Origin of the sequence: Celeribacter indicus (assembly GCF_000819565.1) — a bacterium.
GTDB lineage: Bacteria > Pseudomonadota > Alphaproteobacteria > Rhodobacterales > Rhodobacteraceae > Celeribacter > Celeribacter indicus.
The window spans coordinates 37,184-51,664 of sequence record NZ_CP004393.1; the positions used below are offsets into that span (position 1 = coordinate 37,184).

Annotated in this window: 16 protein-coding genes and 2 pseudogenes; 10 read left to right on the forward strand and 8 right to left on the reverse strand. The window is 64.4% G+C overall.

All coding sequences use genetic code 11. The annotated features are described in order from the left end of the window. Positions 1 to 13 precede the first annotated feature (13 nt). The 3 genes from P73_RS00165 to P73_RS00175 all read right to left on the reverse strand — a co-directional run bounded on the left by P73_RS00165 (position 14) and on the right by P73_RS00175 (position 3,699). Positions 14 to 757, reverse strand: coding sequence for a metallophosphoesterase family protein (locus P73_RS00165; RefSeq protein WP_043867935.1), 744 nt, complete (start codon positions 755 to 757; stop codon positions 14 to 16). Positions 758 to 849: 92 nt separating this feature from the next. Continuing rightward, positions 850 to 2,442, reverse strand: a complete 1,593-nt coding sequence (gene serA, locus P73_RS00170) for a phosphoglycerate dehydrogenase (protein ID WP_043867936.1) — start codon at positions 2,440 to 2,442, stop codon at positions 850 to 852. Positions 2,443 to 2,556: 114 nt separating this feature from the next. Continuing rightward, complete coding sequence (locus P73_RS00175) at positions 2,557 to 3,699, reverse strand: phosphoserine transaminase (protein ID WP_043867937.1); 1,143 nt, start codon at positions 3,697 to 3,699, stop codon at positions 2,557 to 2,559. A 200-nt stretch (positions 3,700 to 3,899) separates the two neighbouring features. Here P73_RS00175 and serB point away from each other — a divergent pair, with 200 nt between their 5' ends. The 6 genes from serB (at position 3,900) to P73_RS00205 (ending at position 8,250) form a co-directional block, all read left to right on the forward strand. After that, positions 3,900 to 4,778, forward strand: coding sequence for a phosphoserine phosphatase SerB (gene serB / locus P73_RS00180; RefSeq protein ID WP_043867938.1), 879 nt, complete (start codon positions 3,900 to 3,902; stop codon positions 4,776 to 4,778). After that, positions 4,771 to 5,529 carry a TSUP family transporter gene (locus P73_RS00185; protein WP_043867939.1) on the forward strand — a complete coding sequence of 253 codons (759 nt, stop codon included), beginning with the start codon at positions 4,771 to 4,773 and terminating at the stop codon, positions 5,527 to 5,529. The genes serB and P73_RS00185 overlap by 8 nt, the downstream gene beginning before the upstream one ends. Before the next feature lie 188 nt (positions 5,530 to 5,717). Beyond that, entirely contained in the window at positions 5,718 to 6,251 is a 534-nt protein-coding gene (locus P73_RS00190; RefSeq protein ID WP_043867940.1) for an invasion associated locus B family protein, read from the forward strand. 119 nt (positions 6,252 to 6,370) lie between these two features. After that, a complete protein-coding gene (rlmN, locus tag P73_RS00195) occupies positions 6,371 to 7,549 on the forward strand; it encodes a dual-specificity RNA methyltransferase RlmN (RefSeq protein ID WP_043867941.1) in 1,179 nt (392 codons plus the stop codon). A 51-nt stretch (positions 7,550 to 7,600) separates the two neighbouring features. Continuing rightward, positions 7,601 to 8,032, forward strand: a complete 432-nt coding sequence (locus P73_RS24205; protein ID WP_052452960.1) for a hypothetical protein — start codon at positions 7,601 to 7,603, stop codon at positions 8,030 to 8,032. A 20-nt stretch (positions 8,033 to 8,052) separates the two neighbouring features. Next, positions 8,053 to 8,250, forward strand: coding sequence for a hypothetical protein (locus tag P73_RS00205; RefSeq protein ID WP_043867942.1), 198 nt, complete (start codon positions 8,053 to 8,055; stop codon positions 8,248 to 8,250). 2 nt (positions 8,251 to 8,252) lie between these two features. Here P73_RS00205 and P73_RS00210 read toward each other — a convergent pair whose 3' ends face one another. After that, complete coding sequence (locus tag P73_RS00210) at positions 8,253 to 9,104, reverse strand: LOG family protein (protein WP_043867943.1); 852 nt, start codon at positions 9,102 to 9,104, stop codon at positions 8,253 to 8,255. Between the two features lie 138 nt (positions 9,105 to 9,242). On the opposite strand from P73_RS00210, the gene dapD reads away from it, so the two are divergent. Both dapD and P73_RS00220 read left to right on the forward strand, forming a co-directional pair. Then, positions 9,243 to 10,070 carry a 2,3,4,5-tetrahydropyridine-2,6-dicarboxylate N-succinyltransferase gene (dapD, locus tag P73_RS00215; protein WP_043871262.1) on the forward strand — a complete coding sequence of 276 codons (828 nt, stop codon included), beginning with the start codon at positions 9,243 to 9,245 and terminating at the stop codon, positions 10,068 to 10,070. 87 nt (positions 10,071 to 10,157) lie between these two features. Beyond that, positions 10,158 to 10,403, forward strand: coding sequence for a GlsB/YeaQ/YmgE family stress response membrane protein (locus tag P73_RS00220; protein ID WP_043867944.1), 246 nt, complete (start codon positions 10,158 to 10,160; stop codon positions 10,401 to 10,403). A 141-nt stretch (positions 10,404 to 10,544) separates the two neighbouring features. Here the strand turns inward: P73_RS00220 and P73_RS26725 are convergent. The 3 genes and pseudogenes from P73_RS26725 to P73_RS26375 all read right to left on the reverse strand — a co-directional run. Continuing rightward, positions 10,545 to 10,739 (reverse strand): annotated as a pseudogene (locus P73_RS26725) (hypothetical protein); the annotation flags it as partial. After that, a protein-coding gene (locus P73_RS24675; RefSeq protein ID WP_144401203.1) for an IS630 family transposase occupies positions 10,697 to 11,655 on the reverse strand; the annotation gives its coding sequence in 2 pieces (ribosomal slippage) (positions 10,697 to 11,311 and positions 11,314 to 11,655; 957 coding nt in all). The pseudogene P73_RS26725 and the gene P73_RS24675, both read right to left, overlap by 43 nt. Positions 11,656 to 11,744: 89 nt before the next feature. Continuing rightward, a pseudogene (locus tag P73_RS26375) lies at positions 11,745 to 12,029 on the reverse strand (GTP-binding protein); the annotation flags it as partial. Positions 12,030 to 12,043: 14 nt separating this feature from the next. On the opposite strand from P73_RS26375, the gene P73_RS00240 reads away from it, so the two are divergent. Continuing rightward, positions 12,044 to 12,394, forward strand: a complete 351-nt coding sequence (locus tag P73_RS00240; RefSeq protein WP_043867948.1) for a hypothetical protein — start codon at positions 12,044 to 12,046, stop codon at positions 12,392 to 12,394. A 1-nt stretch (position 12,395) separates the two neighbouring features. Continuing rightward, positions 12,396 to 13,403, forward strand: a complete 1,008-nt coding sequence (locus P73_RS00245) for a TIGR00341 family protein (RefSeq protein WP_043867949.1) — start codon at positions 12,396 to 12,398, stop codon at positions 13,401 to 13,403. 13 nt (positions 13,404 to 13,416) lie between these two features. Here the strand turns inward: P73_RS00245 and P73_RS00250 are convergent, their stop codons facing one another. Beyond that, positions 13,417 to 14,469: a transporter substrate-binding domain-containing protein gene (locus P73_RS00250; RefSeq protein ID WP_043867950.1), complete on the reverse strand. Its 1,053-nt coding sequence runs from the start codon at positions 14,467 to 14,469 to the stop codon at positions 13,417 to 13,419. Positions 14,470 to 14,481 lie beyond the last annotated feature (12 nt).

The following is a 14,481-nucleotide window of genomic DNA, read 5'->3' on the forward strand; positions in this document are numbered from 1 at the left end:
GCGGCGGATCCGGTCATCCCGGCACGGCATGGGCGAGTGGAGCGCGTCCCGTCTCCGTCACGACCTCCTCGATGCCGTTCTCGATCACCAGCGCGGTCAGCGGCCGGCCATAGCCCGCCCCGCTGTCGATGTCGATGCGATGCCCGAAATGCGTCGGCTCGTCGAGCGCCGTATGGCCGTGCACTACGGTGAAGGGCAGCGGGCCGCGATAGTCGAGCCAGCCGGCGCGAATCCAGATCAGGTCGTTCTCCGTCTGCCGTTCGACCGGGACACGCGGACGGATCCCGGCATGGACAAAGAGGTAGTCGCCCCAAGCATAGGTCAGCGGCGCGGTTTCGAGGAAGTCGAGATGCGCCTCCGGCACCGCGCGCGCCGCGCGCATCTGTGCAACCTCGAATGCCCCGTCCTCGGCCTCGACGCCGTAGGAGGCCAGCGTCCGCGCCCCGCCGAGCGCGGGATGCAGCCAGCTCTTGCCGGACTTGATGTTGTCGTCATGGGCGATGCCGTGCCGCACGAAACGGGTGAACATGCGGTCGTGATTGCCGCAGAGCACGCGCCACGGATGCCCCGCCGCGATGCCCGCCATCAGGTAGTCGATCACGGCCCGGCTGTCCGGGCCGCGGTCCACGTAATCGCCGACATGGATGATGCGCGCGCCCTTGTCCCCGACCCGCGCCTTGTCCGCCGCGATCCGCGCATGCGCGGCCTTGAGCATGTCGAGTTGACCGTGGATGTCCCCGATCGCGTAGATGCGCATGCCTGCCTCCTGCTCCTGCCCGTCAAAATAGAAGAGCCGCCGGAAAACACCAGCGGCTCACCCCATGCCTTTTTGCACTCCGGCCTTGCGGATCAGGCCTTGAAATGCAGCGGGATCACGCGCTGGAACAGCCCGCTGTCCTTGAGCGCCTTCACCGTCTCCGGCTTGATCGGCGTGTCGAGGAAGGTCATCGCGATCGCATCGCCGCCCGGCGCGGAGCGGCCGAGGGTGAAGTTCGCGATGTTCTCGTCATGCTCGGACAGCAGCGTGCCGAGACGGCCGATGATGCCCGGCACGTCCTTGTTGGTGGTGTAGAGCATGTGCTCGCCCACCTCGGCGTCGATGGTGATGCCCTTGATCTGGATGAAGCGCGGCTTGCCGTCGCTGAACACCGTGCCCGCGATGGTGCGGTATTTCTCGACCGTCTGGATGTCGAGCTTGATATAGCCCTCGAATGCGCCGGAGGCGTCCTGCGTGGTGCGGGAGATCTGGATGCCGCGCTCCTTCGCGATGAGCGGGGCGGAGACCATGTTCACGTCCGGGTTCACCGCCTGCATGATGCCCGCCACGACGGCCGCTTCGAGCGCCTTGAGGTTCATTTCGGAGGCGACGCCGTCGAAGGTGATGTTGATCGTCTCGATCGCCTCTTCGGTCACCTGTCCGATGAAGGAGCCGAGCGATTCCGCGAGCTTCACCCACGGGCCCATGACCTTCGCCTCTTCGGCGGTCATCGACGGCATGTTGAGCGCGTTTTCCACGGCGCCGTCCATCAGGTAGTTCGACATCTGCTCGGCCACCTGGAGCGCGACGTTTTCCTGCGCCTCGGTCGTGGAGGCGCCGAGATGCGGGGTGCAGACCACGTTCGGCAGGCCGAAGAGCGGGTTGTCCGTCGCCGGCTCCTCCGCGAACACGTCAAAGGCCGCGCCGGCCACATGGCCCGACTTGATCAGGTCCGCGAGCGCCACCTCGTCGACGAGACCGCCACGGGCGCAGTTGATGATCCGCACGCCCTTCTTGGTCTTCCCGAGATTCTCCCTGGAGAGGATGTTGCGCGTGGAATCGGTCAGCGGCACGTGCAGCGTGATGAAGTCGGCGCGCTTCAGAAGCTCGTCGAGCTCCACCTTCTCGACGCCGAGTTCGGCGGCGCGCTCTTCGGAGAGGAAGGGATCGTAGGCGACGACCTTCATCTTCAGGCCGAGCGCGCGGTTGCATACGATGCCGCCGATATTGCCGGCGCCGATGACGCCCAGCGTCTTGGCGGTCAGCTCGACGCCCATGAATTTCGACTTCTCCCATTTGCCCGCCTGGGTCGAGGCATCGGCCTCGGGGATCTGGCGCGCCACCGCGAACATCAGCGCGATGGCATGCTCGGCGGTGGTGATCATGTTGCCGAAGGGCGTGTTCATCACGATCACGCCTTTCTTCGACGCCGCTTCCTTGTCGACGTTGTCGGTGCCGATCCCGGCGCGGCCGACGACCTTGAGATTGGTCGCCTTCTCCAGAAGGGTGGGGGTCACCTTGGTCGCGGAGCGGATCGCGAGACCGTCATACTTGCCGATCACCTCGGCGAGCTTTTCCTTGTCCTTGCCGAGCTCGGGCATGAAATCGACATCAATGCCGCGATCGCGGAAGATCTGGACGGCGGTTTCCGAAAGCTTGTCGGAGACGAGAACTTTGGGGGCCATGCTGGGCACTCCTCGGGAAATATGGGGGATGGTGGCCGGGCGCGTGCCGCCCGGCAGGGGGCCGACGGAAGTCCGACAGAAGTCCGACGTCCCGCCGACCGGCAATTCAGCCGTTCATTGCGCGGCGATACATTCCTCGAAGGCCCATTTGAGCCAGAGGGTCAGCGCCTCGATATCGGAGGATTCGACCGTCGCCCCGCACCATACGCGCAGGCCCGCAGGCGCATCGCGATAGGCGCCGATGTCATAGGCGACGTTGTAATCCTCGAGCTTCTTCGCCACCGCCTTGGCAAAGGCCGCACCGTCCTTGATGCGGTCGTCGGTGAACTTCAGGCAGACCGAGGTATTGGACCGCGTCGCCGGATCCTCCGCTAGGTTGGCGATCCAGTCGTGGCGGTCGCAGAAGTCCCACAGCACCTTCGCATTGGTCGTGGACCGTTCGATAAGCTTTTGAATTCCGCCGATTTTATTCGCCCATTCGAGCGCGACGAGATAGTCCTCGACCGCGAGCATGGAGGGCGTGTTGATCGTCTCGCCGACAAAGATGCCCTCGATCAGCTTGCCGCCCTTGGTCATGCGGAAGATCTTCGGCAGCGGCCATGCGGGGGTGTAGCTCTCGAGCCGTTCGACGGCGCGCGGGGACAGCACGATCATGCCATGCGCCGCTTCGCCGCCCATCACCTTCTGCCAGGAGAAGGTGGTGACATCGAGCTTGTCCCACGGCAGGTCCATCGCGAAGGCTGCGGAGGTCGCGTCGCAGATCGTCAGGCCGCCGCGCTCCGCGGGGATCGCATCCCCGTTCGGCACACGCACCCCGGAAGTCGTCCCGTTCCAGGTGAAAACGACATCGGTATCGAAATCCACCTCGGCGAAATCGACGATCCGGCCGTAGTCGGCGGTCTTCACCTCGGCGTCGATCTTGAGCTGTTTCACCACATCGGTGACCCAGCCGGAGCCGAAGGATTCCCAGGCCACCATCGTGGCCTTGCGGGCACCGAGCATGGACCACATGGCCATCTCGACGGCGCCGGTATCGGAGGCGGGCACGATCCCGATGCGGTAGTCGGCGGGGATGCCGAGCACATCGCGGGTCGTCTCGATCGCCGCTTTCAGCTTCTCCTTGCCGATCTTGGCACGGTGCGAACGGCCGAGCGGCGCGTCGGAAAGCAGGTCGAGGGAAAAATGGGGGATCTTGGCACAGGGGCCGGAAGAAAAGCGCGGATTTGCCGGACGCGCGACCGGATGCTTGTCAGCCATTGCTGGTATCCTTGCAGATATATGCCTCTCGTTGGGGAGAGGTGTCCCGCCGCCGCAGATAGACCCTTTTCCCGCCTCTGGCAATTCCCATTTTCATCTCCCGAACTTTTCTCCCGGCGCCACACGCCGTTGCTTCTCGCTGGAAAGACAGCGGCGCACGGGCTATCAGGCGCGGGACTGACATCCCTACGGAGCTCTCCATGTTCGCCGTGACCCTCCTGACCGATCCCTCCGCCCCTTCGCTCGACCTGGCCATGGCGGAGGCGTTGCGCTCGGCCTGGGCGGGGCGCGATCTCAGGTGGTTGGCCCTGGGAGAGGCCGCGGAATTCATGGTCGGGAAAGTGCCCGCGAATCGGTGGGAGGTCTGGCAGGATCTGCAAGGTCAGGGCGTCGATCTCGTGGTCCTGCCGGCGAAGAACCGGCGCAAGAAGATGCTGCTCGCCGACATGGATTCGACGATGATCCAGCAGGAATGTATCGACGAACTTGCCGATGTCGCGGGTGTCGGAGAGCGCGTGAAGGAGATCACCGCCAAGGCGATGAACGGCGAGCTCGATTTCGAGGGCGCCCTGACCGAGCGCGTGGGGCTTCTTCAGGGCCTGCCCGAAACCGTCATCGCGCAGGTGATCGAGGACCGCATCACCTTCATGCCGGGCGGACAGGAGCTCATCGCGACGATGAAGCGCGACGGCGCCTATTGCGCGCTCGTCTCGGGCGGCTTCACCGCCTTCACCGGCCATGTTGCGGAGGCACTGGGTTTTCACGAGAACCGCGCCAACACGCTCCTGATCGAGAACGGCACGCTGATCGGCAAGCCGGGCCTGCCGATCCTCGGACGCGAGGCGAAGGTGCAGGCGCTCGAGGAGATCACCGCGCGCCTCGGGATCAGCCATGACGACGTGATCGCGGTGGGCGACGGGGCGAACGATCTCGGCATGCTCAAGCTCGCGGGCTTCGGTGTCGCGCTGCATGCGAAACCCTCGGTGGCGGCCGAATGCGACATCCGCATCAACCACGGCGATCTGTCGGCGCTGCTCTATATCCAGGGCTACGCGAAGTCCGAGTTCTCGGGTGCTTGAGATCTCCTTCGACCTCGTCCTGATCCTCGTCGCCGCGGCCTTTGCCGCGGGATTTGTCGACAGCATCGCGGGTGGTGGCGGCCTCATCACCATTCCCGCGCTCCTGCTTGCAGGCATTCCGCCGGTGACGGCGCTCGCCACGAACAAGGTCCAGGGGCTGTTCGGTGCAGGCATGGCGGCGGTCACCTACGCGCGCGCCGGGCATGTCGTCCTGCGCCGGCAGATTGGCCCTGCCGCGCTCTCCTTTTCCGGCGCCGTACTCGGGGCGCTGCTTGCGGGGTCGCTCCCGACGGATGTGATCCGCCTCGGTCTGCCGGTCCTGCTCATCGCGATCGCGCTTTTCTTCGCGCTGCGCCCCGGCCTGTCCGACATCGACCGCACGGCACGGATCGGACCGCTTGCCTTCGCGCTGGGTTTCGTGCCGGTGATCGGGTTCTACGACGGGCTTCTCGGTCCCGGCACCGGCGCCTTCTTCATGCTCGGTTTCGTGAGCCTCGCCGGCTATGGCATCCTCAGAGCCACGGCGCATACCAAGCTGCTGAATTTCGCCTCGAATGTCGGGGGGCTCGCAGGTTTCCTGCTCGTTGCCAAGCCCTTCTGGATGCTCGGTCTCCTCATGGGCGCGGCGCAGATCGCGGGCGCTTATCTCGGCTCGACCCTCGCCAGCCGGGCAGGGGCGCGGCTCATCCGGCCCGTCCTCGTGACCGCCTCGACCGCGCTCGCGCTCAAGCTCGTCTGGGACTGGTTCTGAACCGCGCTTCACGTTTCAGCGAATTTCTGCCTGCGGCCCTTTTCCAAGGCGGCGGAATTGCGGTAGGGTCTTCGCGAAATGGCGAAAAAGGCATAAAAGCGCTGAAAAACCGCCGTTCTGATCCGGGCCGGGATGCGGCGGTGGTATCAGACATCAAGGCCGGACTAGTTAGGGGCAGTGAAAGATCAATGAGCTTTTCCGTGAAACAGGTTTTCCTTGCGGCAACTTTCGCACTGGCGGCGGGCCACGCCGTCGCCCAGGAAAGCAGCAATCAGGTCGCGTCCAACACGGACTGGTATGTCTTCGAGGAGGCCAACCCGTCCAAGCAGTGCTGGGTCGTCTCGAAGCCGAAGGAGACCGTCAACACCGATGAGGCCGGCCGGATCAAATCCGTGCGCCGGGGCGAGATCCTGCTTTTCGTCTCCTATGCGCCGTCGAACGGTGTGAAGGGGCAGATCTCCTTCGCGGGGGGCTATCCCTTCGCGTCCGGCTCCGAGGTGACGCTCGACATCGGCGGGACGAGCTTCGCGCTCTTCACCGACGGCGAGACGGCCTGGGCGGCGACTGCGGCCGATGACGAGAAGATCGTCGCATCGATGAAGCGCGGGGCGGCCGCCACGCTGACCGGTCACTCCTCGCGCGGCACGGTGACGAAGGACACCTTCTCCCTGCTTGGCTTCACCGCCTCCGTCGAGGAAGCGGCGAAACGCTGCGACAGCTGAGCGCGCTCGCGGAGCTGTGACGGAAGGCCCTGCCGGAGCGGGGCCTTTTCCATGCGCCTTTCCATCGGATGCAGAATCCTGTATGAGGCCCGCTTGACCACCCGCATAAGAGAAACGCCATGTCCACCAGCGCTCCCATCACGCAGGATGTCCTGACCATTCCCCGCAAGGAAACGGGATCGGGCAAGATCAACCTTGTCGGCCTGACGCGGGACGCGTTGCGGCAGGCGCTGATCGACGCCGGCACCCCGGAGAAACAGGCGAAGATGCGTGCGGGACAGATCTGGCAATGGATCTACCAGTGGGGCGTGCGCGATTTTGCGGAGATGACGAATCTCGCGAAAGCCTATCGCGCCGACCTCGCGGAAAAATTCGAGCTGCGCATTCCCGAGGTCGTGTCGAAGCTCGTCTCCGAGGACGGCACGCGGAAATATCTCGTGCGGATCGCCGGCGGCCACGAGGTCGAGGTGGTCTATATCCCCGAGGAGGGCCGGGGCACGCTCTGTGTCTCCTCCCAGGTCGGATGCACGCTCACCTGTTCCTTCTGTCACACCGGCACGCAGAAGCTCGTGCGCAACCTGACCGCCGCCGAAATCGTCGGCCAGGTGATGATGGCGCGCGACGATCTGGACGAGTGGCCGGAAAAGGGCGCGCCGAAGGACGAGACGCGGCTTCTGTCCAACATCGTGCTGATGGGCATGGGCGAACCGCTCTACAATTTCGAGAACGTTCGTGATGCGATGAAAATCGTGATGGACGGCGAAGGCATCGCGCTCGGGCGTCGCCGTATCACGCTCTCCACCTCCGGCGTCGTGCCGGAGATCCATCGCACCGCGCAGGAGATCGGCTGCCTTCTGGCCGTGTCCTTCCACGCGACGACCGACGAGACGCGCGACGTGCTCGTGCCGATCAACAGGAAATGGAACATCGAAAAGCTGCTCGAGGCGCTGCGCGAATATCCGAAGGCGACGAATTCGGAGCGGATCACCTTTGAATACGTCATGCTCAAGGACGTGAACGACAGCGACGAGGATGCGCGTCGCCTGGTGAAGCTCCTCGACGGCATTCCGGCGAAGGTGAACCTCATTCCCTTCAACGAATGGCCCGGTGCGCCCTACAAGCGGTCCTCGAACAACCGGATCCGCGCCTTTGCGACGATCCTGATGCAGGCGGGCTATGCCTCCCCGATCCGCACACCGCGGGGGGAGGATATCATGGCTGCCTGTGGCCAGCTCAAGTCCGCGACCGAGCGCGCGCGCAAGTCCCGCGCCCAGATCGAGGCGGAAGCGCGGCTCTGATCCTTTCCCGCCGCTAACGCGGTCTTAACCGTTCCGGGATACATTCCGGACATGGACTGCACAGAGATCAGATTCGACCAATATTCCGTCACCGACGGCGCCTGCGCCGCGGGGCCGGCGAATGCGCGCCCCGTTTCCTTTCGTCGTCCCGGCCCCGACCGGGCCGTACGCCCCGGCGAAGGGGCGTTCGGCTACAGGGGGCCGCGCCGCCCGCATGCGCTTCGGGCCTATCTCGCCCATGATTTCGCTCAGGCGGAGGGATGGGCGGAGCTGCGGGACTTGCTGCGGGCAAAGGGTTACGCGCTGGCCGGGGGCAAGGACGACCTCGTGCTTCAGACGGTGGAGGGGGAGCGGCTCTGCGAAGCTGCGGAGATCGGACAGCCTTGCGCCATGCTCATGAAACGCTTCGGCGCGCCCTTTCCGGACCATCGGTCTCCTCGTCCCGCCTCGCCGCATTCCGGACCACCGGTCCTGCCGCTCTGACCCCGCACAAGGTTCCGAACATGGAAAAACTCACGCTCCTGCTCAACGCAAGCACGGTTGAAATGCTGCACCTTCTCGCCCGCGACAGTGGAAAGACCATCGGCCTGCTCGTTCAGGACATGGCGCTGGAACGCTATATGAACTGCGCGATGTCAGGAACGCGGCCGTCCGGCCAGGCTGCCCCTTCCGGGGAGATCGGCCTGACGGGATCAGGCTGACCTCAACGCCCCACGATGCTGTCCCGCGTGCCTTCGAGCGGCCAGGTGTCGATCGCCTCGACGGCCTCCTCCGCCGTTTCGACGAATTTGAACAGATCGAGATCGACGGGCGAAATCGTGCCCGCCTCGGCGAGCGCGTCCCAGTTGATGATCGTGCGCCAGAAGTCGCGGCCGAACAGCAGGAAGGGCACCCGCGCCATGCGTCCGGTCTGGATCAGCGTGAGGCTTTCGAACATCTCGTCGAGCGTGCCGAAACCGCCCGGAAACACCACGATTGCCTTGGCCCGCATCAGGAAATGCATCTTCCGCACCGCGAAATAGTGGAAGTTGAAGCACAGGTCGGGGGTCACGTATTCATTCGGCGCCTGCTCATGCGGCAGAACGATGTTGAGCCCGATGGAGATGCCGCCGGCATCCGCCGCACCGCGGTTTCCGGCTTCCATCACGCCCGGTCCGCCGCCGGTGACGATGACATTCTCGCGGTGACCGTTCTGCATGGATCTTTCCGTCATCCGCCGGGCGAAATCGCGGGCCTCGTCGTAATAGCGCGTGAGTTCCGCGAGCGTTTGCGTGCGGGCGCGGTCGCGATGCGCGGGGTCGGGAATGCGCGCGCCGCCGAACATGACGATCGTGCTCTCGACCCCGTATTCGTTCATCAGCAGGTCGGGTTTCAGGAGCTCGAGTTGCAGGCGCACCGGCCGCAATTCGTCGCGGGACATGAAGTCGTCGTCGGTAAACGCCAGTTCATAGGAGGGGGAGCGCGTCTGGGGCGTATCCGGCCGGTGGCGCGCCGCTTCCATATCCGTTTCGCTGTCACGAAGGGGATGGCGGCGATGCGGGGTCTGCTCGGTCATCTGAATGTCTTTCGGTGCGTTATGTGGTTCTTGTCTCCGCGCGGTCGGTGTTCTGGCAAGTCTCCTGCGTTGCGCGCGAGGCACCGACCGACTATAGGCTCCTGCAACAGATATTCCATGACGATCCGGGAGACCACCATGTCGAATGCACAGCTCGAATCCGCCATCGAAGCCGCCTGGGAGGCGCGCGACACGATCACGCCCGCCACCACCGGCGCAACGCGCGAGGCGATCGAGGACACGCTCAACGCGCTCGATCGCGGCGACCTGCGCGTCGCCGAGAAGACGGAGGGCGGCGACTGGCATGTGAACCAGTGGGCCAAGAAGGCGGTGCTGCTTGGCTTCCGGATCAAGGACATGGAGATGCAGGACGGCGGTCCGCAGGGCTCCGGCTGGTGGGACAAGGTCGACAGCAAGTTCAAGGGCTGGGGAGAGAAACAGTGGAAGGCCGCCGGTTTCCGGGCCGTGCCGAACTGCGTCGTGCGCAAATCGGCCTATATCGCGCCGGGTGTGGTCCTGATGCCCTCCTTCGTCAACCTCGGCGCCTATGTGGACGAGGGCACCATGGTCGACACCTGGGCGACGGTGGGATCCTGCGCGCAGATCGGCAAGAATGTGCACCTCTCGGGCGGCGCCGGTATCGGCGGCGTGCTCGAACCGCTCCAGGCAGGTCCGGTGATCATCGAGGACAACTGTTTCATTGGCGCGCGTGCCGAGGTGGCGGAGGGCGTGATCGTGCGCGAGGGGTCCGTGCTCGGCATGGGTGTCTATCTCGGCCAGTCCACGAAAATCGTCGACCGCGAGACCGGCGAGGTCTTCTATGGTGAGGTGCCGCCCTATTCCGTGGTGGTCGCGGGCACGATGCCCTCGAAGAATGGCGTGAACCTCTATTGCGCGGTGATCGTCAAGCGGGTGGACGAGAAGACGCGCTCCAAGACTGGCATCAACGAGTTGCTTCGCGACTGAAGCGGTCTATCTGAGATCTGAAGGTTCGACGCGCGAGGGGCGACCTTCGCGCGTTTTCGTCTTGTTGAGTAACGAAAGGAACTGCACATGGGTCTCGGAATACTCGCGTCGATCATTGTCGGCGGCCTGGCCGGATGGATCGCCAGCATGATCATGAAAGCCGATACAGGGCTGTTCACCAACATCATCCTCGGCATCGTCGGGGCGGTGGTGCTCAACCTGATCCTGTCGCTCGTCGGGATCTATGCCGAGGGCAGTTGGCTGCCGCAACTCGTGGTCGGGATCATCGGGGCCAGTCTCCTGATCTGGATCGTCCGGCAGGTGAGAAGCTGAGCGGCGCAGCGCGTCGGGCGCCGTCCTCGGGATTGTCCGGGTAAAGGACGTCCTGTCCGAGGCGTTGTCGCTCCGCTGCGCCGAGGCTGCGAGGGCGGGGCCATCGCAGCCGTGCGGCTGTTTCAGCGCCTTCCGCCAGATCCGGCGCGCGGAGCGTGGCGACCACGGCAGCGCGGCGGCGAGATTGTTTATGGCTTCCGGGTCGAAGGCCCGGCGGATGCGGTAGACGAAGGAGGCCGCCACTCCGCGATTCCGGCCGATTCGATGAGGAGATAGACTAAAGCGTTTCGGCTTTAACCCGAGACATATCCAGCAGCCTTGAAGTAGTTCCAGCACTCTGTTGGGTCGTAGAGCTCGCAGATTGCGCCGATGGCGTCGAAGACTTCGGTGAAGGTTCTGGCGCCGATCTTTCGAAGGTGAGCTTTCAGTTTGGAGAATGCTTGCTCGATGGGATTGAGATCCGGCGAGTAAGGCGGGAGGTACAGAAACCAGCAGCCGTGGTCGTGCAAGGCCTGAGCCGCCTCCTTGTTCCGATGGGTCGCCAGATTGTCCAGGATGACAACGGTGCCGGGGGCGATCTCCGGGACAAGCACTTCTCGGATGTAGACGGCAAAGGCGGGGCCATCCATGGCACCCTTGATGACCCATGGTGCGATCAAAGCATCCGAGGCCAGCCCGGCGATCAGCGTTTGGGTTCCCCAACTGCCAAACGGTGCATCCATGGTCAGGCGATGACCCCGCTTGGCCCGGCCACGCAGACGGGTCAGGTTGGTCTTCACTGCCGTTTCATCAATAAAGACAACGCGTTCGGGAAAGGCCGCAATGGCAGGCAGCCGATGCTTGAACCACTCAGTCCGCTGCTGTCTTACCTTGGCGCGACCGCGCTCGGTGGCGACCAGCGACTTTTTTTGTATGTGAAACCGAGCCGGGACAGCAGGTTGGCGATGGAAGAATGATGCACCCGCACGCCTGCCGCGGCCGCCAGCGCGTCGCGCAACTCAAAGAGCGTGATGTCGGGGTCTTGCGCGACCAGTTCCTTCAGGAAAGCCTGATGCGCTGCCAGCTTTCCCCGACCACGTGGCGGGCCTTGCGGTGCGGGCTCCGCATGGCCCTTGGTCCGAACCTGACGCGCCCACCGCGCGCCTGTCGCCGCAGACACTTTCAGGCGCAACGCCGCCGCCCGCCCGCTTAACCCTTCCTCAATATACTCCTGAAACCGCGCCCGAAGCGCATTCGGCAAAGGTGCTGACATGATCCATCCTCCCAAACAGGATGAATCACATCAGCCACCTCAAGGAAACCCCCGCCGATTCAAATTCAAGCCGAAACGCTTTAGCACCCGTCTTCCGCGAGCCTGCACACCTCGGACAGAAGTTCCTCCGGCAGGGTGCAGCAGATGCAGCCGTCGCTCATCTCGACCAGCATTTCCTCGGTGCGCGACAGATTCGCGCCGCCCTGACGCACGAGATCAGCGTCGGTGTTCACCCCGGACATGTCGTTCACGATGACCGCGACCTTCCGTCCGTCGCGGCTGTTGAGCATGTGGTTGGGCAGGGTGATCTTTCCCGAGCCAAGGAATCTCCCGTGATGGTCTCCTTGGCGACGCTTGACTTTCGCACGGGCAATTCGCAAAGGAAGGCATGAACAAGACGCCCAAACCGTCCCGCCAGAAAGTCTATACATTGCTCGTCGAGGTCGGGCGGAAGGCCGGAGACGGCCTGCCTGAAGGCGCGACCGGCGCCGCGCTGATGCTTTATTCCTCGGGTGTGGACGAGGCAGAGGCGGTCCGTGAGGCCGTCGCGCTCCTCAAGCAGGCCGATCTCGCGCCGCTCGATGTGACGGGGTACGGCACGCTTGAGGAGCGTATCGAACTCGGCCATGAGATTTCCGACGAGGAGCGCGGACTGATGCAGCGGGCGCTCGAGGAGAATTCCGTCGTCGTCGCGCAGATGACGCCGTTCTTCGAGGGCGACACGGGCGTGAGACACTGAGATGGCCGACAGGCTGGTCCAGCTCGTCGTATCCCGGAGCGATTTCGAGCGGGTGACGGCCTGTCTGCGGGAGATCTCCCCGCGTGACTGGTGGGCCGTACCGGGTGAGGGCGAGGATGCGCGCCTCACCGTGTTCGTCTCCCTGCACAAGGCCGACGCGCAGGACGTGATCGACCGGCTTTCAGACACGCTCGAGGGCAGAGAGGACTGGCGGCTCTATTCCGTGGCCACTGAATCGAACCTGCCGGAGATGGACGACGAGGAAACGCGGGAGCGGCTCGCGCAGCGGGAAGTCTCCGCCACGCGCGAAGAGATCTATTCCGATGTGCGTTCCGGGGCGGCGCTGACGCGGGACTATCTCATCCTCTCCTCGCTCGCGACCTGCGTGGCGGCGATCGGACTGAACTCGGGTCAGGTCGCGGTGGTGATCGGTGCCATGGTGATCGCACCGCTTCTGGGGCCGATCATGGCCTTCGCCTTCGGCACGGCGCTGGGCAATCTCGACCTGCTGCGGATCTCTGCACGCTCGCTCGGCGCGGGCATCGCCGTTTCCGTGCTCTTTGCCGCCCTGATCGGCCAGATCTATCCCGCCTCGAGCGAAAGCACGCTGCTCGACTACGACGGCGTGCTCTCGCTCCGCACCGTGATCCTGCCCCTTGCCTCGGGCGCCGCGGCCGCCCTGACCATTGCCGGAGGCAGCACCTCCGGTCTGATCGGCGTGATGGTCGCCGCCGCCCTGCTGCCACCGCTTGCGGCCTTCGGACTGCTGGTCGGCAGCGGAAACTGGAGCATGGCCTCGCGCGCATTGGTGAGCGTCGCCGTCAACGTCATCGCCATCAACCTCGCGGCGCAGGTCGTCTTCGTGTTGAAGGGCATCCGCCCGCGCCGCTGGAAAAGCGAGGCACACGCGACCTCGGTGCGGATCAGCCTCGCGATCTCCGCGCTGCTGGTCATCGCCGCCTCGGCCGCGCTCTGGGGCTTCGGGCATCCCGATTTCTGGTCGGGATGAACCCGTCGGGTCCCTATTTCGCCCCGAACCATTTTCGATAGATCGTGTCATAGGTGCCGTCCTCGCGCAGCTTCAGGAGGCTGTGGTTGAGCGCGTTGGCATAGGGCGAATTCGAGGGCAGCGCGATCCCGTAATTCTCGGGGAGGAAGATCTGCCCGATCAGCCGCGCCTCACCCTGGCCCGCGGTGTTCACGTAATGGGCCAGAAGGGGGGCATCATAGACCACGGCGTCGATCCTGCCCTCCTCGAATGCCCCGAACAGCGCGGCGGGAGTGTCGAAGGAGACATACCGCAGATCGCGGCGGTCGAGGAAGGCGGCGGAGGTCGAACTGCCGATGGTGCCGACCTGCCTGCCGTAGAGATCGTTCAGGCCATTCACGTTCGACTGGATCGCGTCGATCGTCAGGAGGGTGGTGATCCGGGCGACGAAGATCGAGACGACGAACAGGGAGGAGATCACGAGGACGACGCCGAACAGGCGGCCGAGGAGCGAGCGCGGCTGGCGCTCCTCGAAACCGCCGTTCACCACGAGGTTGAGCGCCCACCAGAAGGCCGGGAACATCGCGTGGCGGACGGGCATGTCGAAATAGGGCTGTTTGCGGCGTTCGAAATACCACATCAGCATGCCGCAGGCGAAGAGCAGGCAGAAAGCCGCGAACATGTCGACGAGCAGGTCGCGCGACAGGATCAGAGACCAGACGGAGCGGGTGGAATCGTCGGCCGGCACCATGATCTGAAGCCCAGCCTCGAAGATCGGCTGGCTGAAATCCATGACCAGTTCCCGGTCTGCCGTGATCGAGATATTGGCAATCGCGGCATGCGCCTCGCCCCGTTCGATCAGCCCGAGCATGTCCGGGAAGGATCCGACCCGCCGGATTTCGTAGTCCCAGCCAAGATCCTCGGCCAGCGCCCGCCAGAGGTCGATGGCAAAGCCTGTCTCTTCCCCGTCCTCGACCATGGAAAACGGCGGGCGCGTCACCGTGGCGAGGGTCAGATCCTGCGCGCCACCGGCAAGCGGCGGAAGGCAGAGCAGAAGCCCAACCAGACATCGGAAAAAATGCGTCATTTCAAACACCCC